General features: G+C 73.1%; 15 protein-coding genes. 9 read left to right on the forward strand and 6 right to left on the reverse strand.

The features are described from left to right. Nucleotides 1-3 precede the first annotated feature (3 nt). Nucleotides 4-792, forward strand: a complete 789-nt coding sequence (locus ACXJMZ_RS11890; RefSeq protein ID WP_457029966.1) for a CPBP family intramembrane glutamic endopeptidase — start codon at nucleotides 4-6, stop codon at nucleotides 790-792. Nucleotides 793-799: 7 nt separating this feature from the next. Here ACXJMZ_RS11890 and ACXJMZ_RS11895 read toward each other — a convergent pair whose 3' ends face one another. The 5 genes from ACXJMZ_RS11895 to ACXJMZ_RS11915 form a co-directional block, all read right to left on the reverse strand. Further along, nucleotides 800-1,318, reverse strand: a complete 519-nt coding sequence (locus ACXJMZ_RS11895; protein ID WP_457029967.1) for an HAD domain-containing protein — start codon at nucleotides 1,316-1,318, stop codon at nucleotides 800-802. A gap of 70 nt (nucleotides 1,319-1,388) precedes the next feature. Next, nucleotides 1,389-2,639 (reverse strand): MFS transporter, encoded by a 1,251-nt coding sequence (locus tag ACXJMZ_RS11900; protein WP_457029968.1) that lies wholly within the window; start codon nucleotides 2,637-2,639, stop codon nucleotides 1,389-1,391. A gap of 96 nt (nucleotides 2,640-2,735) precedes the next feature. Further along, nucleotides 2,736-4,148, reverse strand: coding sequence for a sugar porter family MFS transporter (locus tag ACXJMZ_RS11905; protein WP_457029969.1), 1,413 nt, complete (start codon nucleotides 4,146-4,148; stop codon nucleotides 2,736-2,738). A 144-nt stretch (nucleotides 4,149-4,292) separates the two neighbouring features. Then, complete coding sequence (locus ACXJMZ_RS11910; protein ID WP_457029970.1) at nucleotides 4,293-4,925, reverse strand: FMN-binding negative transcriptional regulator; 633 nt, start codon at nucleotides 4,923-4,925, stop codon at nucleotides 4,293-4,295. A gap of 10 nt (nucleotides 4,926-4,935) precedes the next feature. After that, on the reverse strand, nucleotides 4,936-5,592 hold the full coding sequence (locus ACXJMZ_RS11915; RefSeq protein ID WP_457029971.1) for a pyridoxamine 5'-phosphate oxidase family protein: 657 nt from the start codon (nucleotides 5,590-5,592) through the stop codon (nucleotides 4,936-4,938). A gap of 34 nt (nucleotides 5,593-5,626) precedes the next feature. Between ACXJMZ_RS11915 and ACXJMZ_RS11920 the strand changes: the two genes are divergently transcribed. From ACXJMZ_RS11920 to ACXJMZ_RS11930, 3 genes are all read left to right on the forward strand, one after another. Continuing rightward, entirely contained in the window at nucleotides 5,627-6,964 is a 1,338-nt protein-coding gene (locus ACXJMZ_RS11920) for an aminotransferase class I/II-fold pyridoxal phosphate-dependent enzyme (protein ID WP_457029972.1), read from the forward strand. Nucleotides 6,965-7,239: 275 nt separating this feature from the next. Then, nucleotides 7,240-8,355 carry a GDSL-type esterase/lipase family protein gene (locus tag ACXJMZ_RS11925; protein ID WP_457029973.1) on the forward strand — a complete coding sequence of 372 codons (1,116 nt, stop codon included), beginning with the start codon at nucleotides 7,240-7,242 and terminating at the stop codon, nucleotides 8,353-8,355. 213 nt (nucleotides 8,356-8,568) lie between these two features. Continuing rightward, nucleotides 8,569-11,241 carry an MXAN_6230/SCO0854 family RING domain-containing protein gene (locus tag ACXJMZ_RS11930; RefSeq protein ID WP_457029974.1) on the forward strand — a complete coding sequence of 891 codons (2,673 nt, stop codon included), beginning with the start codon at nucleotides 8,569-8,571 and terminating at the stop codon, nucleotides 11,239-11,241. A gap of 66 nt (nucleotides 11,242-11,307) precedes the next feature. On the opposite strand, the gene ACXJMZ_RS11935 is transcribed toward ACXJMZ_RS11930, so the two are convergent. Beyond that, nucleotides 11,308-12,666, reverse strand: a complete 1,359-nt coding sequence (locus ACXJMZ_RS11935) for an NAD(P)/FAD-dependent oxidoreductase (RefSeq protein ID WP_457029975.1) — start codon at nucleotides 12,664-12,666, stop codon at nucleotides 11,308-11,310. Between the two features lie 119 nt (nucleotides 12,667-12,785). On the opposite strand from ACXJMZ_RS11935, the gene ACXJMZ_RS11940 reads away from it, so the two are divergent. The 5 genes from ACXJMZ_RS11940 to purB all read left to right on the forward strand — a co-directional run bounded on the left by ACXJMZ_RS11940 (nucleotide 12,786) and on the right by purB (nucleotide 19,371). Next, nucleotides 12,786-13,541, forward strand: coding sequence for a HipA family kinase (locus ACXJMZ_RS11940; RefSeq protein WP_457029976.1), 756 nt, complete (start codon nucleotides 12,786-12,788; stop codon nucleotides 13,539-13,541). Next, nucleotides 13,538-13,924, forward strand: a complete 387-nt coding sequence (locus tag ACXJMZ_RS11945; RefSeq protein WP_457029977.1) for a DUF3037 domain-containing protein — start codon at nucleotides 13,538-13,540, stop codon at nucleotides 13,922-13,924. Before ACXJMZ_RS11940 ends, ACXJMZ_RS11945 begins: the two co-directional genes overlap by 4 nt. Before the next feature lie 72 nt (nucleotides 13,925-13,996). Next, nucleotides 13,997-14,425, forward strand: coding sequence for a MarR family winged helix-turn-helix transcriptional regulator (locus tag ACXJMZ_RS11950; protein WP_457029978.1), 429 nt, complete (start codon nucleotides 13,997-13,999; stop codon nucleotides 14,423-14,425). A 71-nt stretch (nucleotides 14,426-14,496) separates the two neighbouring features. Beyond that, nucleotides 14,497-17,862, forward strand: coding sequence for a hypothetical protein (locus ACXJMZ_RS11955; RefSeq protein WP_457029979.1), 3,366 nt, complete (start codon nucleotides 14,497-14,499; stop codon nucleotides 17,860-17,862). A gap of 69 nt (nucleotides 17,863-17,931) precedes the next feature. Then, nucleotides 17,932-19,371: an adenylosuccinate lyase gene (purB, locus tag ACXJMZ_RS11960; protein WP_457029980.1), complete on the forward strand. Its 1,440-nt coding sequence runs from the start codon at nucleotides 17,932-17,934 to the stop codon at nucleotides 19,369-19,371. Nucleotides 19,372-19,404 lie beyond the last annotated feature (33 nt).

A 19,404-nucleotide genomic window follows, 5' to 3' on the forward strand; every position in this document is an offset into this window, starting at 1 on the left:
CAGGTGACCACCGTATCGACCCCGCCCGGGACCGCCGGGATCTCGCGGAAGCTGCTCGGGATCGAGCTGCTGGTGGTGCTCGGGCTGTCGTTCGGGATGAGCGGGCTGGGCGCGCTGATCAGCTTCCTGGGATCGGTCACCGAGCCCGCGCAGCTGGCCAAGCAGGTGGCCACCCTGAACGGCTCGCGTGCGCCCGGCCGCCCATGGCTGGACCTGGCCTGGCAGCTGTACTACATCCTGCGCGGCCTGATGCCGGTCGCCCTGGTCGGCTACCTGCTGGTGCGCGAGGGCGTCTCGCTGCGGGTGCTCGGCTTCGACCTCCGGCAGAAGTGGCGCGACCTGGGCCGGGGCACGGCGGTGGCGGCCGCGATCGGCGGCACCGGCCTGCTGTTCTACCTGGCCTCGCAGGCGGCCGGGGTCAACCTGACCGTGGCCCCGTCCGGCCTGCCGGACGTCTGGTGGCGGGTGCCGGTGCTGATCTGCTCGGCCTGGGAGAACTCGATCGCCGAAGAGGTGATCGTGCTCGGCTTCCTGCTCCGGCGGCTAGGGCAGCTCGGCTGGAGCTGGCCCGCGATGGTGGTCACCAGCGCGGTGCTGCGCGGCTCTTACCACCTCTACCAGGGCATCGGCGGGCTGATCGGCAACATGGTGATGGGCGTGGTGTTCTGCCTGCTCTACCGCCGCTGGGGCCGGGTGATGCCGCTGGTGGTGGCGCACGGCCTGATCGACACGGTGGCCTTCGTGGGGTACGCCCTGTTGGCGGGTCACGTGAGCTGGCTGCCGACGGGCTGACGGGCCGTCAGGCACAGCGTTGCCCCAACCGTCCGGCGGCGGGCGGCCGTTGCAGCAGCCGGTCGACGTGTTGGCGCTGCAGGCCCTGGCCCGGGTCGACCGGCAGCAGCAGCCGGTCCCGGCGCAGCAGCGAGCGGCGCAGCAGGCTGCCCGGGATCACGTCGTCCACCCAGGCGAACGGGCGGCCGTCGGCGTACCGGAGCAGCGGGGCCCACTTGTGCGCGGCGATCAGGTCGAGCACCGGGATCTTCGGGTCGTCCGGCTGTGGCACGTACCCGGAGAACCGGACCACCGGCAGCCGGGGCAGGCCGAGCGCCGGGGCGATGTGGATGTTTGCGTGCTCCTCCCAGGTGGTGGCCCAGCAGAGCTCGTACGCCTCGGCAAGCTCGCGCAGCCAGGCGGCGTGCCGGGCCGAGAGCAGCACCGCGTAGCCGAGCAGCGTGTGCGAGTCGAAGCCCGCGTCGGGGTGCGGGCAGACCGGGTTGAGGACTCCGTCGACGTCCAGGAACAGCAGCGGCTTTGGCATTTGGCTCCCCCCAAGATGACACCGTTGTCACATGGTCGGACGAACGAATCCGGGGGACGGTTGCCTGGTGTCACCCGGAAGTGACGGTTTCCCGTTCCGGTACGAGGTCCGGGGCGGCCCGGCGGAGGCGGCGGACCTGGGGCTCGGCCAGCACCAGCAGCGCGAGCAGGGCGATCAGCGCCGCGCAGGTCCAGAGCGCGCCCTCCATGCCGAGGATCAGGGCGACCGGGCCCGCCGCGGCGGTGCCGAGCGGCATCAGGCCGATCGAGCCGAAGTGGTCGTAGGCGGCCACCCGGGAGAACAGCTCCGGCGGGATCTCCTGCTGGAGCGCGACCATCCAGTTGACGCCGAAGACGGTGATGCCGGCCCCGCTGAGGAACATCGCAACCGAGAGCACGGGCAGTGAGGCCCCGGCGGCGAGTGCGACGGCGGGTAGGGCGAACAGGAAGACCCCGTAGTTGCCGACCAGCAGGATCCGCTGTGGCTGCCAACGGACCATCAGCGGACCGGCCGCCAGCAGCCCGAGGCCGAAGGCGGCCAGCGCCAGGCCCCAGGCGTCCGCGCCGCCGAGCCGCTCCTTGGCGACCACCGGGCCGTACACCGACTCGACCGCGCCGAGCGCCGCCATCAGCACGCTGAACTGGAGCACCACCACCCAGAGCCAGCGGCGGCCGGTGAACTCCCGCCAGCCCTCCCGGAGATCGGCCAGCAGACCGCCGCCGTCGGCCTGCCGTACCGGGGCGTCCAGGTCGAGCAGCAGCCGCAGGGCGGCGGCGCCCAGGAAGGTGCCGGCGTCGATGGCCAGCACCCAGCCCGGGCCGACCGCCGCGACCAGCGCGCCGCCGAGGGCCGCGCCGCCGATCTGAGCACCGTTCAGCGCCATCCGGAAGACCGCGAAGGCGCGGGCGGAGTGCTCCTTGGCCACCGACTCCATGATCATGCCCTCGGCGGCCGGGGCGTAGAACGCGAAGCCGACACCGCCGGCCGCGGAGAGCAGCAGCAGGTGCCAGAGGCCCGCCTCGCCGGTCAGCACCAGGACGGCCAGCACCGCCTGGGAGAGCGAGCTGAACAGGTTGGCGGCGACCATCACATGGTGCCGGGGGAGCCGGTCGGCCAGCGCGCCGCCGAGCAGGAGCAGCAGCACCATCGGGACGATCCGGGCCGCCGTCACGTAGCCGACCTCGGTGACCGTGCCGCCGAGTGCGAGCACGGCGAACGCGGTGGCGATCGGCGCACCCGAGGTTCCGATGCCGCTGATCACGGTGGCGGCGGTCTGGACCCGGTAGTTCCGGCCGGCCCAGGGGAAGCGGGTGCTGTTCATCCGGTGACTATCGCCGGACCGGCGGACGGTGTCATCCGATTATCAGGACAGAGCTGGCCGCTCTGGCCTGATGACGTTTGGACGCAGGGTCCGGAGTCAGCCCATCTCCTCCAGGCTCCGGCCCTTGGTCTCCTTGATGCAGTACGCCACGAAGGGGATGGAGAGCAGGGCGAAGGTCGCGTAGATGACGTAGGTGGCGGAGAGGTTCCAGTCCGAGAGGCTCGGGAAGCTGACGGTGATCGCCCAGTTGGCGATCCACTGGGCCGAGGCCGCCACCGAGAGGGCCAGTGCGCGGATCTTGTTGGGGAACATCTCGCCCAGCAGGACCCAGACCACCACGCCCCAGGAGAAGGCGAAGCAGAACACGAAGACGTGCGCGGCGACCAGCGCGACGGTGGCGTGGGTGTCGTCCAGGGTGGCGGTGTCGCCGGTGCCGTTCCGGTAGGAGAACGCCCAGGCGGCGGTGGCCAGTGCGGCGGCCATGCCGACCGAGCCGGCCAGCGCCAGCGGCTTGCGGCCGATCCGGTCGACCAGGGCGATCGCGATCACGGTGCCGACCACGTTGACGATCGAGGTGGAGAGGCTGATCAGCAGCGAGTTGGACTCGTCGATGCCGACCGACTGCCAGAGGAAGGAGGAGTAGTAGAAGATCACGTTGATGCCGACGAACTGCTGGAAGACCGAGGCGCCGATGCCGATCCAGACGATCGGCAGCAGGCCGAAGCGGCCGCCCAGCAGGTCCTTCAGCCGGGGCTTGTGCGAGGTGTCCAGCACGGCGCGGATCTCGGCCACCCGGGCGTCCAGGTCAATACCGTCGCCCTCGACCTCGAGCAGCACCTTGCGGGCCTGCTCCTCCCGGCGGTCGGCGATCAGGAAGCGCGGCGACTCGGGGATGGCCAGCGCCATCAGGCCGTACACCAGGGCCGGGATCGTCTCCACGCCGAGCATCCACTGCCAGGCCTGGATGCCGCCGAGGTGGCCGTTGGAGGAGCCGCCGGCCGCCTCGTTCAGCGCCCAGTTGGCGAGCTGGGAGACGGTGATGCCGAGCACGATGGCGAGCTGCTGGAAGGAGGCCAGTCGGCCGCGGTAGGCGGTCGGGGCGACCTCGGCGATGTAGGTCGGGGCGATCACCGAGGCGATGCCGATCGCGATGCCGCCGATCACCCGCCAGAAGCCCAGCACCTCGATGCTGGGCGGGAACATCGAGCCGATGCCGCTGATCGCGAACAGGGTCGCGGCCAGCAGCATCGTCCTGACCCGGCCCAGGTGGTCGGCCAGCCGCCCGGCCAGCACCGCGCCGACCGCCGAGCCGAGCAGTGCGATGGCCACCACGAAGGCGGTCTCGCCGTTGCCGACGGCGAAGTGGTTCTGAATACCCGTCACCGCACCGTTGATCACGGCACTGTCGTAGCCGAACAGGAAGCCGCCCATGGCGGCGGCCGCCGAGATGAAGACCACGTGACCCAGATGGGCCTGATCGGCCGACTGGACCGGAGAGCCGGTGGACACGACGCGCTCCTGAGGTTCGACGGCCCAGCAGAGTGGCCGATTGGGCAGGGAATATCCCTTATTTCACCAGTCGGCCGCGCAAAAAGCGTGTTCTGTCGTTGATCTGACTAAATGTCGTATCCGGCGATGGCAGCTGGGGGTGGGTCAGCCCAGCGGGCAGCTCGCCCGCTGGGCGTTGCGCCGCAGCAGCTGCTCCCTGGCCCCCGCGTCCCGTCCGGTGCCGCGCTCGGCCAGCCGGTCGGCGAAACCCGCCTGCTGCTCGACCGGCTTCTTGTCGTCGTACTTGAACTTGGCGTCCACCCGGTCGATGGTCAGCCGCAGCCCCCGGATGCCGGACAGCTGGCTCCCGTACGGCTCCTGACCCGGCGTCACCGGAGTGCTGCCGGGCCAGTCGGGCTCGAAGTGGGCGAGCTGGCGGTTCAGGATGTCGGCCTTGCCGGCCGCGTCTTCGACCGCCTCGGCGGTGCAGGAGAAGTGCACCGAGGCGTAGTAGCTGGTCGGCACGTACGGCTCGGCGCGCCAGGCCCCAGGGGCGAAGGCGTAGTCGTCGGTGACCGCCAGGGTGACCTTCGGGTCGGCGCGGATCGCCGCCCAGAACGGGTTGGGGGCGCCGAGGTGCAGCACGATCTCGTCGCCGGCCAGCAGGAAGTGGGTCGGCACCAGGACCGGCCCCCGGCCGTCGGTGCCGTTGGCGGCCAGCAGCCCGAAGTCGCGGCCGTCCGCGAGCCAGTGGCGCCACTCCTGCTCGCTGCCGCGGTCCCAGGATCTGATCAGCACAGCGAGCTCCTCAGCTTCGGAAGTCCTGCAGGTGGGCGGGCAGCGGGATGGTGGTGGAGGCGTCCGGCTCGGGAGTGCCGTGCACGGTGCGGACCGGGATCACGCCGGCCCAGTACGGCAGGCCGAGGTCCTCCTCGTCGTCGTCCGCGCCGTCCGCCCGGGTCTTGGCCGAGACCTCGTCGAGCACCAGCCGGACCACGGCGGTCTTGGCCAGCTCCTTGGCGTTCGGCCGGCGGACCTCGCCCGAGCGGCCGGGGATGCTGTGGTCGACCAGGGCGTCCAGGGCCACCGCCAGCTCCTCGGGGTCGGTGACCTGCTGGGCGATGCCGTGGGCCACCACCGAGCGGAAGTTGACGGAGTGGTTGAAGGCGGACTTGGTCAGCACCAGACCGTCGACCAGAGTGACGGTGACGCAGACCGGCATGCCCTGGCCCGCTGCGCCGCGCATCGGGCGGCTGCCGGTGGAGCCGTGCACGTAGAGGCGGTCGCCGACCCGGGCGAAGATGGTCGGGAGCACCACCGGGGCGCCGTCGGCGACGAAGCCGAGGTGGCAGATGTAGGCCGCGTCCAGGATGGCGTGGATCGCGTCCTGCTCCCAGGTGGCCCGGTCGCGATAGCGAGTCGGGGTGGTGCGCTCGTTCCGGGTGTACGAAGCCGTGTCTGACATGACAACCTCTATGTACTAGTGCATACTCGTGTTTGTGCTAGGAGAATATCCGATCAAGGGTCGCCGTGCCAGTGAGATCGCCGCCGACATCGAACAGGCCGTCAGCTCGGGCGGGCTGCAACCAGGGGCGGCGCTGCCGCCGCTGCGCGACCTCGCGGTCGAGCTCGGCGTGAACCCCAACACGGTGGCCGCCGCCTACCGGCTGCTGCGCGACCGGGGCGTGATCGAGACCGCCGGGCGCAAGGGCAGCCGGGTGCTGCCCCGGCCGGTCACCAGCCCGCGCGACCAGATCCCGATCCCGGTCCCGGCCGGCGCCCGGAACCTCGCCGACGGCAACCCCGACCCGGCCCTGCTACCCGCGCTCACCCCCGCGCTGGCCCTCGCGGCCGCCGCCGGTGACGCGCACCCGGTGCTGTACGGGGACCCGGTCGCCGACCCCGGGCTGCTCGCCCTGGCCCGGGCCGGCTTCCTGGCCGACGGCGTGCCCGAGGGCGCGCTCGCGGTCTGCTCCGGCGCCCTGGACACCATCGGACGGTTGCTCAACTCCGCGCTGCGGCCCGGCGATTCGGTAGCGGTGGAGGACCCGGGCTGGGGCAGCCTGCTGGACCAGCTGCCCGCGCTCGGGCTGCGCCCCGCCCCCGTCCGGCTCGACGACCAGGGTCCGCTGCCCGAGGCACTGGCCGCCGCGCTGACCGGCGGCGCCCGGGCTGTGGTGATCACCGTCCGGGCGCAGAACCCGACCGGCGCCGCCGTCACCCCCGCCCGGGCGGCCGAGCTGCGCACGGTGCTGGCCCGGCACCCCGGCACGCTGGTGATCGAGGACGACCACGGGCACGGCATCGTGGACCAGCCCTACCAGGCGGTGGCCACCGCCGACACCCCGCACTGGGCGGTGGTCCGCTCGGCCGCCAAGGCGTACGGGCCCGACCTGCGGGTCGCCGTGGTGACCGGGGACGAGACCACCATCGGGCGGGTGATGGGCCGTCAGCGGCTGGACAGCGGCTGGGTCAGCCTGCTGCTCCAGCGCACGGTGGCCGAACTCTGGCGCACCGACGCGGCTCCGGCCGGCTCGGTGGCCGCGGTCTACCGGGCCCGGCGGGAGGCGGTGCTGACCGCGCTGGCCGGGCACGGCATCACGGCGTACGGCGCCAGTGGGCTGAACGTCTGGGTGCCCGTCCCCGAGGAGTCCGGCGTGATCGCCGGGCTGGCGCAGCGGGGCTGGGTGGCCGCTCCCGGGGCCCGGTTCCGGCTGCAGTCGCCGCCCGCCGTCCGGCTGACGGTGGCCGCGCTGCCGGCCGAGCTGGCGCCCGCGCTGGCGGCCGACCTGGCGGCGGTGCTGCTCCCGGCCCGGGCGGGCTCCCGGCTGGGCTGAGGGCGGGGCCGGCGGCAGGGTCGGCGGCTGGTTGGTGCGGGCGAGCTGACATACCGGGTGTAGTCGGCCCATCACCCGACATAAGTCGTGGAAGAAACTCTGGTCGGATACCTAGCGGTAACAACGGTGGGCATGTCACATTCATCGCGCCACCGGCCGGCGGCTTACCCTCACCCGCGCCTCCCCACCCCACTCATCGGGAGGCCGTTCGCAGGAGTTTCGCCGTGCTCGAAAGCTGCCGAAGCGTCACCCGCGTCACCAGAAGAGCCGCCACCATGCTGGCTGCAGCAGTCCTGACCGCACCACTGCTGGCCCTCGCCACCCCCGCCCAGGCCGCCACCGGACCGACCGCCAGCGTCACCCTGGGGGACAGCTACATCTCCGGCGAGGCCGGGCGCTGGAAGGGCAACAGCATCGTCACCTCGGGGAGCCGGGCCGGTACCGACCGGGCCTGGACCGGCAGCGCGTACGACCCCAGCCGCGCCTACGGCACCAGCTACGCGAACGGGTGCGACCGTTCGGACTCGGCCGAGGCGCGCAGCGCGACCGGCATCGCCCAGACCCAGATCAACCTGGCCTGCTCGGGCGCCGTCTCGGCGAACGTCTTCCGGGCCAGCAACGGCGGCCAGTCCTACAAGGGCGAACTGCCGCAGGCCGACCAGCTCGCCGCCGTCGCGGCCGCCAACGACGTCAAGCTGATCACGCTGTCGATCGGCGGCAACGACCTCGGCTTCGCCGACGTGATCGAGACCTGCGTCAAGGACTACCTGATCTGGTACTCGTACTGCCACGACGACCAGCAGGAGGTGGTCGACTCCCGGATGCCCGCCGCGATGGCGGGCGTGGGCAAGTCGGTCGACGAGATCCGCGCGGTGATGACGGCTGCGGGCTACTCGTCCTCCTCGTACCGGATCGTGCTGCAGTCCTACCCCTCGCCGATCCCGCGCGGCGCGGACATGCGCTACTCCGAGAGCGGCTGGAGCCGTGCCGACACGGGTGGCTGCCCGTTCTGGAACGGTGACGCCGACTGGGCCCGGAGTTCGCTGGTCCCGCAGATCTCCGACGAGCTGGCCAAGGTGGCCAAGGCCAAGGGCGTGCAGTTCCTCGACCTGCGCGACATGCTGGCGGGCCGCGAGGTCTGCTCCAAGGCCACCAGGCAGGCCACCTCGACCACCGCCCCGAGCGCCACCACCAGCGAGTGGGCCCGCTTCGTGGACGCAGGCCTGAGCGCCTCGCAGGGCGACACCCGCGAGTCCATGCACCCGAACTACTACGGCCAGCTCGCCCTCGGCCGCTGCCTCACCCTGCTCTGGGCCAAGCCCACCGGCGACCAGTCCTGCCGCAACACGGCCGGCCAGGACGCCACCGGGATGTACCTGGTCGCGAAGTAGTCCAACACCCGGGCCGGTCCCCGTAGTTCGGATCTCCGAGCCGCGTGGGCCGGTCCGCCGATTTTAATCGGTGGGCATCGCCGCACCCGCTCGGCTACGGTGGCGCAGCGGGCGGCTCCGCGGCGTGCTTCCTTCTCCTTTCCCCTCGAAAAAGACCAGCGCGCCCCCTTTCCGCCCCCCTCTTCTTCCCGTCTCCCTGGGGGATCTCTCCGTATGACCCGAGCCTCCTCGGCTCCCCTCGACGTCGATCTCGACCTCGACTCCTTCCTGCTCCGCCGTCGCAGTGCGGTCTGTGTCCCCGCCGCCGATCTGTTGGCCTCCGCCGACCCGTGGAGTGTGCGCGGGCTGGTGGCCCTCGACGCCGACCTGGCCCGGCGCGGCTATCTGATGACCGCTCAACTTCGCAGTGCACTGGGCAAGTTGCCGCCGACAAAGCTGGCCGACACCGGGGCCGGGCTGCTCGACCGGATCGACCACCGGCTCGGCTCGGACCGGCAGCACACCCCGCTCTTCCGCCGGTTCCCGGACGCGGTGCCGGACCATGCGCAGCTGCTCTACTCGCGGCAGATCCGGGTGTTCCTGCTCAGCCAGCCCCGCCAACCGTGCGCCCTCTGCGGCCGTGCGGGCTCGGAGGCCGGGGTCGGGGCGCTGGCACCGTGTGCCCACCTGATCTGCGGCGGCTGCTTCGACGGGCTGACCGCCGCCGGCCGGGCCGAGCGCTGCCCGCTGTGCGACACCCCGCTCGCCGCCGGTACCTATCTCGGCGAGGACAACCGGGCGGGCCGCAAGGCCGCCGAGGCGTTCGAGCTTCAGCAGACCCTGCGGCCGCTGCGACTGATCGAGCAGGACACGATCACCGCCGTGACGGCCGAGTTCGACCGGCTGCTGGGCCGGCGCACCCCGCTCTCCCCACAGGACCGCGAGGACCTCACCGCCCTGCTGGCCATCGCTCCCGAGGACCTGGCCGACCGGCTGCCCGAGCGGATACCGATCCGGGAGACGAAGGCGACCGTGCTGGCCGCGCTGCTGCGCCGGGACGCCGAACGCGCGCTGCCGGTGCTGACCGCCCGGATCGACACGGCGACGGACGTGCTGCGGCTGCTCTGGGCCTGGTCCGGCGCCGAGCCGGATTTGCTGCCCGCCACTGCCCGGGGGCTGCGGCTGCGCAGCCTGCCCCGGCCGCTGCGCCGTCACCTGCTGGCACTACTGGACGCGTTGCCCCTGGAGACGCTCGCCGAGGACCTGCGCCGACACCGCTCCGCCTGGCTCAGGGCGGGCGAGTCGCTGCACCCCTTCGAGCACCGGCACCGGTACCGGAAGGTCGCGGCGGCGTTCGTCCTGCTGCGGGAGAACGACCTGCGGACCCACCCGGTCGGCGCGGAGTTCGCCGAGCCCCCGGCACCGCTGCGACAGGTCACCGTGGCGAACCGGACCAGGCTGGGCTTCACCGGCTTCGCAGGGCGGGTCGAGACTCTGCTCGCGGCCGGTGACACCGAGGGTGCCGTCCGGGTGCTCGCCGCCCGCCCGGGCGAACTCGCCCGCCGCCTGCACCACCTGCTGCGGGTGCACGCCACCACCGCCCCAGGGCACCCGCTTCCCGAGGGCCTGCGACGGACCCTGGCCACCGCACTGCGCCGGGTGGCGCCGGGCCCGCTGCTGGGTGCGTACGGGCGGCTGCGCGGTCCGCGCGAAGTGGGGGAGCGGCGGCTGTACTTTCCGCGCGGCACGGTGTCGCTGGCGTACGGCCGGGAGGACCATGGCACCGTGGTGCCAGCCGAACTGAGCTCCCCGGTCTGCGAGTTGATCGAGGCCGAGCTGGTGCGCAGGGTCGGCGGTGCCCGTTACGACCTGGCGCTGATCGACGAGGGGCTGGTCGACCTGGTCGCGCCGTTCGCCGAGCGGGCGGCGGCGCGGACCCTGGTCTCGGTGCCGCGCGGCAGCCGCCAGCGGCTCCCGGCCGGCGACCGGCTGCGGCTGTTCCTGCACTGGATGCAGCCTGAGCATCTGCGGGTGGACCTTGACCTGTCGCTGGCCCTGTACGACGAGGACTGGCGGTTCACCGGGCTGTGCGACTTCACCGGTCTGGTGCACGGTGACCGGGCGGCGGTCCACTCGGGCGACTTCGTCTCCGCGCCGCCGCCGGACGGCGCCTCGGAGTTCATCGACCTCGACCTGACCAGGCTGGCGGCCGGCCGTTCGCGATACGCGGTGATGATCGTGTTCAGCTACAACGACATCTCCTTCGACCAACTGCCCGACGCCTTCGCTGGGTTCATCCAGCTCGACGCCGCCACCCCGGGCACTGGCCACTTCGATCCGCGCGCCGTACGGCAGCGGCTGGATCTGGCGGGGGACGCCAAGGTCTGTGTGCCGATGATCATCGACCTGGCGGAGCGCCAGTACACCTGGACGGACCTCAACACCGGTGCCGACGGCGGTTTCCACAGCGTTCGCCAGCACCAGGAGGAGGTCGGCCGACTCAGTCAGGACGTGCTCGCCCACTTCTCACCCGGCAACCGGGCCACGCTGTGGGACCTGGCCTGCGCGACGGCCGCCGCCAGTACGGCCGAGGTGCTGGTCCGTCGCAGGAGTGGCGGGGTGCTGGCCTTCCACCGAGCTCCGGACGAGCCGGCCGAGGAGTTCGCTGCCCGGTTGCGAGGGCTGCGAGCGGTGGAGCAGAGCGGCCCCGGCGCTGCCCGGCTGACCGAACGGCTCGCCGGACAGCGGGCGTTCGTGGCTCTGGTGGACGGCGACGTCCCGGCTCCCGAGCGGCTGTCCGGGGCGCTCTACCGGCTGTATCCGGGCCCGCTGGACGCCGCGCCGGAGGAGCTGGTGAGGCTCACCGCAGGCGATCTGGTCGCCACCTTCGGGCCCGACAGTGGATAGGCGTCAAGTGCGGACGCCGGCGCTCCCGTCCAGGTCGGACGGGAGCGCCAGTGTCGGGGCGGGGGATCAGCCCTTGGCCAGCAGGGCCTGGGCGTGTTCGCGGACCTGGTCCTTGGTGAGGTACGCGTCGGTGTACTCGAAGTCGCGCAGCCGGGCGGGCTGGCGGGCCAGGAAGCCGGTGCGGACGAAGTCGTCGCCGGCGGTGGCGTTCAGCAGCCAGTTGGCGCCGACCCGGAACTTCGCGGCGTTGGTCCGCATCGCCATCATGTGGTAGCCGCGGGCCACCAACTGGGCGGGTACGCCCTTGAGTTCGATGCCGAGCGGCTTGGAGACGGCGTCCTTGCCACCGAGGTCCACCACCAGGCCGAGGTCCTTGTGGTAGTACGGCTCGAGCGGCTGGTTGCGCAGCGTGGCCACCACGTTGTCGGCCACCGCCCTGCCCTGCCGGGCCGAGTGCTGGGCGGTCGGCGGGCAGACCGCGCCGTCGCCCTTGGCGAGGTCCGGTACGGCCGCCGCGTCGCCGAGTGCGTAGATGCCCTCGAACTGCGGGATCCGCATCTCGGCCGTCACCGCGACCCGGCCGCGGACGGTCTCCGCGTCCAGGGTGCCGATCAGCGGGCTGGCCGCCACGCCGGCGGTCCAGATCAGGGTCCGGCTGGGCAGTACCCGGCCGTCGGTGAACTTGACCGTCTCGGCGCCGACTTCGGCCACCGAGACACCGAGCGAGACCTCCACGCCACGGGCCCGGAGCACCTGGAGCGCGGTGGTGCCGAGCTTGTCGCCCAGCTCGGGCATCAGCTTCGGTGCGATGTCGATCAGGTGCCACTTGATCAGCCGGGGGTCCAGCCGGGGGTAGCGCTTGCTGGCGGCGGTGGTCAGGCGTTGCAGGCAGGCCGCCGTCTCGGTGCCCGCGTAGCCGCCGCCGACCACCACGAACTGCAGCCGGGACTCCCGCTCGTGCTGGTCCAACGTGGCGGAGGCCAGGTCGAGTTGGGCGATCACGTGGTCGCGTACGTAGGTCGCCTCGGCCAGCGTCTTCATGCCGCGCGCGTAGTCGGTCAGCCCGGGGATGTCGAAGGTCCGGGTGACGCTGCCGGGGGCGAGCACCAGCTGGTCGTACTTCTCCGCCACCACCTCGTCGGTGATCTTGCGGACCACGCAGACCTTCGAGCGCGGGTCCACCCCGATCGCCCCGCCCGGCAGGATGTGGGTCCGGCGCAGCGTGCGGCGCAGCGAGATCGCCACCGACTGCGGGGTGAGCACCCCGGCGGCGACGTGCGGCAGCAGCGGCAGGTAGAGCTGGTAGTTGAACGGCGTGACCAGGGTGATCTCCGCCTCGGAGGGGGCGAGCTTGCGCTCCAGTCGGCGCGCGCACTCCAGACCGGCGAAACCGCCGCCGACGATCAGGATTCGAGGTCGTGCCATCGTCCATCCCTTACCTGTGCTGGGGTCGAGCCGTCCTTCGAACACGGGGGGCAACTGTTCGCCACCCTCGCACGGGGTGTGACGGTCTGCCACCGGACCGCTGGGGCTAGGGTGGCGGGGTGCTCCACGAGGTGACGGCGGTCCGGTATGTGACGCCACTCAGAGAAGGCGGCTCGATGCCGGGCCTGGTCGAGGCCGACGACCATCGGCTGTACGTGCTCAAGTGGTCGGGCGCGGCCCAGGGCCGGAAGGCGCTGGTCGCCGAGGTGCTGGCCGGGGAGCTGGGGCGCGGGCTCGGGCTGCCGGTGCCGGAGCTGGTCCGGCTGGACCTGGACCCGGTGCTGGCGCGGAGCGAGCCCGAGGTGCAGATCCAGGAGCAGATCCGGGCCAGCGGTGGGGTGAACCTCGGGATGGCGTTCGTCAGCGGGGCGCTCAACTTCGACCCGCTCTGCTTCGAGGTGGACCCCGGACTGGCCGGGCGGGTGCTCTGGTTCGACGCGCTGATCGGCAACGTGGACCGCTCCTGGCGCAACCCCAACCTGCTGGTCGCCACCGGCGGCCTGCGGCTGATCGACCACGGCGCCAGCCTGATCTTCCATCACCACTGGGCGGGCGCGGCGAACTGGGTGAGCAGGCCGTACGACGCAGCCGACCACGCGCTGCTGGGCGCCGAGCCGGACCTGAAGGCGGCGGACGAGGCGCTCGCCCCGCTGGCCGGTGCGGCGCTGGCGAAGGCGGTGGCCGCGATCCCCGAGGAGTGGCTGACCGACGAGCCGGGCTTCGACGGCCCGGCGGCCGTCCGGGCGGCGTACCTGGAGAAGCTGACGGCCCGGCTGGCCGGGCGGCGCGACTGGCTCCCGGAGGTGGCGGCGTGAGCGGCGGGCTGCACGACTACGAGTACGCGGTGATCCGGGCGGTGCCCCGGGTCGAGCGCGGCGAGTGCATCAACATCGGGGTGCTGCTGTACTGCCGGCAGAGCGCCCACCTGGCGGCCAGGACGCACCTGGACCAGGCCAGGCTGCTGGCGCTGGACCCGGTGGCGGACGTGGCCGGGGTGCGCCGCGCGCTGTACGGGATCGAGGCGGTCTGCACCGGGGGCAGCCAGGCCGGTCCGGCAGCGGGGGACAGCCCCGGGCAGCGGTTCCGCTGGCTGACCGCGCCGCGCAGCGCGGTGGTCCAGCCGGGGCCGGTGCACACCGGGCTGACCGCCGACCCGGAGGCCGAGCTGCGGCGGCTGTTCGATCAGCTGGTGCTCTGACCGGGTGGCCGGACAACCCTTGACGAGGTCGAAACTGGAGGAACTGAAGCACCTGTGCGTACCCTGATCCACATGGGCACCACCACCCCTCCCTCCACGGCCGACCTGATGGAGGCCGTCGCCGCAGTCGGCGCCGCCTACTTCCAGGACTTCGCGGCCGCCGCCGCCCGGCACGGGCTGAGCTCCTCGCAGGCCAAGGCGCTCAAGGCCGTCCAGGAGCCGGTCCCGATGCGGGCGCTGGCCGGGCGGCTCGGCTGCGACGCCTCGAACGTCACCGGCATCGTCGACCGGCTCGAAGGCCTCGGCCTGGCCCACCGCGAAGCCGCCCCGGGCGATCGGCGGGTGAAGATCGTGACCATCACCGACCCCGGCCGCCAGGTGCTGGACCGGGTCCGGGACGACATGGCCAGGGCGCACCGCGCGTTCGGCTCGCTGAGCCCCGAGCAGCGGGTCGCGCTGGAGGGTCTGTGCCGGCAGGTCCTGCCGCTGCTCACCGCCTAGCGTCGGCGCCCCGGCGGCCGGAGCGGAAAACCGGATGACCCCGGGGCCGTCGGCGGCCACAATCGCAGGCGATGACCCACTTCACCGCCGAGCGTCTGCTCGCCGCCGTTGCCCCGCTTCCCCATCCGCTCCGGCTGCGCGAGGTCGCCCGCGCCGGTGCCGCGCTCGCCCCCTCCGGAGAGCTGCCTGCGCTGCTCGCCGAGCTCGGCTCGGGCGGGCCGTACGAACGCAGACTGGCCGCGCTCGCGGCCCAGGCCGGACGGCAGACCGACTATCTGGCCGAGCGGCTGACCGACCCGGACCGGGTGGTGCGTTGCTACGCACACCGGGCGGTCGGTCAACTCCCGGTCCCGGACGGGGTAGTGGAGCAGGCGCTGCTCGACGCGCCGACGGCGGTGCGGGCCGAGCTGAGCACCGCGGTGCTCCGGGCGCGGCGCACCGCACTGGCCGAGCGGCTGGTGCCGCAGCTCCGGGAGCGCTGGGGCGCGGCCGAGGCGGCGCGGCTGCTGCCGGTCTGCTCGGCGGAGTTCGTCGCTCGGGAGCTGCCCGGGATGGCGCACGCCGTCGCGTTCTCGTCCTCGCTCGGCCGTCGTCACCCGGCCGCCGTGCTGGCGGAGGCGGAGCGTCAACTCGCCGACCTGTCACGTGGGATGGGGCCTGCTCTGTGGAAGCGGCACGTTCTCGGGCTGGCCGCCGCCGCTCGCGCCGAACCTGCCGGGGCGCTCGGGCTGATGGAGCGTCACCCTGCCGGGAAGCTGCTCAGGCCGCTGCGCGACCGGCTGGCGGACCTGGCCGGGGCGGACGCCGAGCGCACCGTCCGGTTGCTGCTCGGCTTCGGCCGCGAGCGCTATGCGCCGCCGCTGCGGCGGGCCTTGGCCCGTCGGCTGGTCCGCAGCATGCCGCCGTCGCTTCCCGAGCTCGCCCACCGGTACCACGACGACCACCTGGCGCTCCTCCGGCAGCTGCCGCCCGCCCGCCGGGCCGCGTTCTTCGACTCGGTGGCAGCTCTGCCGGGGCACACCCTCTCCTGGTGGGGCTCCAACCTCCTCGCCGTGCTGCCGCGCTCCGAGCGGCGCTCCCGGGCGATGGCCCTGCTCGCGGAGCGTCGCGCCGAGGACGGCCACGGGGGCGAGCTCGCGGACTGGCTGGCGATGCGGGTCACCGAGCCGGGCGAGGACGGTTCGCTCAGCCTGCTGACCGTGCTGCCCGTCGCCGAGGGTCGGCCCCGGCTGCTCGAAGCCACCCGCAGCGCGGAGTGGTACGAGCGGGGCCAGGCCTGGTCGGAGCTGATCCTCGCCGCAGGCCGGTCCGGCGATCCCGAGGCGGTCCGCGAGGTGCTGGAACTCGCCGAGCGGCTGCGCAACGAGCAGGACCCGGTCCGGCGCGAGGCCGTCGAGGCCGTCGCGGAGCTCGGGCCTGACCTGCTCAGGACCTCCGCCGAGCCGTTGGCCAGGTTCACCGGCGCCGCCCTCGACGCACGGGACTGCTCGCCCGACACGCGCGCCCAGCTCACCCGCCTCGCCGTCGGGGCGCTCCGGACGCCCGGAGTACCGGCGGACTGGGCCGTCCGGGCCATCGAGCGGACCGAGGGGCACGGGCTGACCCTGCCGCAGGGAGGCGAGGAAGCCGTCGTCGCGCTGCTCCGGGAGCTGCTGGAGCGCTCGGCCGGGAGCAGCGACGCCCGGCTGCTGCTGACCGCGGCCGATGCCCTCGGCAGCCGGGTGCGCGGACTCCCCGTCGTCCTCGCCCTGCTGGAACAGGTGCTGCGCAGCGGGGATGATGCCGCGTACGAGAGGGCCGTCGGGCACTTGCTGGGCGATCCCGGCACCCGGGACGAGCGAGTCGCCGTGCTGCTCGCCGCCGAACCCTCTGCCGTCCTGCTCGCCCCCGTCCGGGCGGTGCTCTCCCGGACCCGTACCGACCTGCTCGACCGGCTGCTCGACGCGCCCGTCGCGGGCCGCTTCGGCCGCGCGGATCACCCGCTGCCCGACCTTTCCGTCGCCGACCGGTGGCTGCCCGAGCAGCAGCGCACGGTCGCCGGCCGGCTGGCCCGTACGGTGGACGATCCGGCGCGCAGCCAGGCAGAGCGGACGGCAGCGGTTCGGGACGCCGCCCGCGTCCCCGGGTACGGTCTCGCGCTGCTCCGCCGGTGGGCCGCCGCCGGGGACACCGTGGTCGCGGAGGCCGCGCTCGGTGCGCTGCCCTGGACCGAGGATCCGGCTGCGGCGGTGCCCGCCCTGTTCGCCCTCGCCGGGGACGAGCGGGCCCGGGTCGCGATGTTCGCGGCGAGCCGGGCCGCCCGGTTCGCCCGGGCCGGAGACCTCGCCCCCGCGCTCGGGACGATCGCGACCGGCGACGTGCCGGGCGGGCTGACGGACGGTCAGTACGCCAAGGTGACGAGCCGTAAGCAGGCCGTCCGGTTGGCCGCCGAAAACCTTCCGCTCGACCGGGCCGCCGAGTTGCTGAGCGCCGCCTTCAGCACACCCGAGCAGCACTCGGACGTCCGCCTCGCGGTGGTCGGACGGGCCGCCCGGCGGCTGGGCGACGAGCGGCTGTGGGCGGTGCTCGACGCCGCTGCCGACGGAGCGCCCGGCTTGCAGCAGGCGGTCCTGTGGGGCGTCAAGCCGTACGAGCTGTCGGCCACGGACCGCGGTCGCTGGGCCGCGCTGGTCGGCCGACTGGCCGGATCGGGTGACCACCAGGTCTCCTGTATCGCCCAGGGGCAGATGGCCCTCTGGGCCCGCTACGCGCCGCAGGCGGTGGCGGGCCTGGCCCGGTCGGTCACCGCGCTGGACGAGCCCGGCCGATGGACCGCCGCCGCCCGCACCCTGGCCCAGGTGGCGCTGTCCGACGTGCCGCACCCGCTCGGGGGCTGCGAGACGGGGAGCGTCCTGGCGGACACGTTGACGGTGCTGGTCGAGGCGGTCCGCGCCGGGGAACCGGAAGGGCCGGACCGGGACCGACCGGCCCGGCGTCGGATCATGGGCCTGGTCCAGTCGATGTGGAACTGGGAGGCGCTGCCCGAGCAGGCCCGCGCGACCCGGCTCGGTATCGCGGCCATCCTGGCGGCCGAGCCCTCGCTGCGGCCGTTCGCCGCATCTCAGCTGGCCAACGCCCTGGACCCGGAATCGCCGGACTTCGGGGACCGGCTGGCCGAGCTGGCCGTCCTGCTGGCCGACTTCCCCGTGATCGCCGCCGGCCTGGCCGTCAACCTCGGTGGCATGCAGGGAAGTTCCGAGCACGTACTCGCCGCCGCCGAGCGGCTGGCCGTCGACGGCGGGCTCGTTCCCGGGCTGTTCGCCGTCGCACTCGTGACCGGCCACGGTGCCCGGTACACCTGGGCGGAGCCCTGGCGGGAGACGTTGTACGCACTGCGGGCGCACCCGTTCCCGGACGTTCGGCACCTGGCCCTCCAGGCCTCGATCGGCCGGGACTGAGAGCGGGATTCCGGCCCCGGCCCCCCGCGGGCGCGCCGCGGGGGTCCGGGCTGACCTGGGCTGTTAGGCTTGCGCAGCGTGAGCGCGAAGCCCCAGATCCCCAATGTCCTGGCCTCCCGGTACGCTTCGGCGACCCTGGCCCAGCTGTGGTCCCCCGAGCACAAGGTGGTCCTTGAGCGCCACCTGTGGCTCGCCGTCCTGAAGGCTCAGCAGGACCTCGGCATCGAGGTGCCGGCCGATGCGGTGGCCGACTACGAGCGGGTGATCGACCAGGTCGACCTCGGCTCGATCGCCGCCCGTGAGCGGGTCACCCGGCACGACGTCAAGGCCCGGATCGAGGAGTTCAGCGAGCTCGCCGGTCACGAGCAGATCCACAAGGGCATGACCTCCCGGGACCTCACCGAGAACGTCGAGCAGCTGCAGATCCGGCAGTCCCTGGAGCACGTCCGGGACCGTACGGTCGCGGTGCTGGTCCGGCTCGGGAAGCTCTCCGCCCAGTACGGCGACCTGGTGATGGCCGGCCGTTCGCACAACGTCGCCGCCCAGGCGACCACCCTCGGCAAGCGCTTCGCGACCGTCGCGGACGAGCTGCTGGTCGCGTTCGCGCGGCTGGAGGAGCTGATCGCCCGTTACCCGCTGCGCGGGATCAAGGGCCCGGTCGGCACCGCCCAGGACATGCTGGACCTGCTCGGCGGCGACGCCGACAAGCTGGCCGAGCTGGAGCAGCGGGTGGCCGGTCACCTCGGCTTCGAGAACGTCTTCACCAGCGTCGGCCAGGTCTACCCGCGCTCGCTGGACTTCGAGGTCACCACCGCCCTGGTGCAGCTCTCGGCCGGGCCGTCCAGCCTGGCCAAGACGATCCGTCTGATGGCCGGTCACGAGCTGGTGACCGAGGGCTTCAAGGCCGGTCAGGTCGGCTCCTCGGCGATGCCGCACAAGATGAACACCCGGTCGTGCGAGCGGGTGAACGGCCTGGCCGTGATCCTGCGCGGCTACGCCTCGATGACCGCCGAGCTGGGCGGCGACCAGTGGAACGAGGGTGACGTCTCCTGCTCGGTGGTGCGCCGGGTCGCGCTGCCGGACGCGTTCTTCGCCTTCGACGGCCTGCTGGAGACCTTCCTGACCGTGCTCGACGAGTTCGGCGCCTTCCCGGCCGTGATCGAGGCCGAGCTGGACCGCTACCTGCCGTTCCTGGCCACCACCAAGGTCCTGATGGGCGCGGTGCGGGCGGGCGTCGGCCGGGAGGTCGCGCACGAGGTGATCAAGGAGCACGCGGTCGCTTCGGCGCTCGCGATGCGTGAGGGCGTGCGGGAGAACGCGCTGCTCGACAAGCTGGCCGCCGACGAGCGGATCCCGCTCGACCGCGCCGCGCTGGACGCGCTGCTCGCCGACCGGCTCTCCTTCACCGGCGCGGCCGGTGCCCAGGTCGCCGAGATCGTCCGCCGCATCGAGGCCGTGGCCACCGCCCACCCGGCGGCCGCGAAGTACACCCCGGGCGACATCCTGTAGCGGAGCGTCGCGTACGACGGCCGTGCCGTGCCC

The sequence above is a fragment of the Kitasatospora sp. P5_F3 genome, assembly GCF_054049135.1.

Coding starts and splice junctions, on each gene's coding strand:
- ACXJMZ_RS11900 (WP_457029968.1), bottom strand. CDS start 2,639: ATGAACAGCACCCGCTTCCCCTGGGCCGGCCGGAACTACCGGGTCCAG.
- ACXJMZ_RS11955 (WP_457029979.1), top strand. CDS start 14,497: ATGACCCACTTCACCGCCGAGCGTCTGCTCGCCGCCGTTGCCCCGCTT.
- ACXJMZ_RS11915 (WP_457029971.1), bottom strand. CDS start 5,592: ATGTCAGACACGGCTTCGTACACCCGGAACGAGCGCACCACCCCGACT.
- ACXJMZ_RS11925 (WP_457029973.1), top strand. CDS start 7,240: ATGCTGGCTGCAGCAGTCCTGACCGCACCACTGCTGGCCCTCGCCACC.
- ACXJMZ_RS11935 (WP_457029975.1), bottom strand. CDS start 12,666: ATGGCACGACCTCGAATCCTGATCGTCGGCGGCGGTTTCGCCGGTCTG.
- ACXJMZ_RS11895 (WP_457029967.1), bottom strand. CDS start 1,318: ATGCCAAAGCCGCTGCTGTTCCTGGACGTCGACGGAGTCCTCAACCCG.
- ACXJMZ_RS11950 (WP_457029978.1), top strand. CDS start 13,997: ATGGGCACCACCACCCCTCCCTCCACGGCCGACCTGATGGAGGCCGTC.
- ACXJMZ_RS11930 (WP_457029974.1), top strand. CDS start 8,569: ATGACCCGAGCCTCCTCGGCTCCCCTCGACGTCGATCTCGACCTCGAC.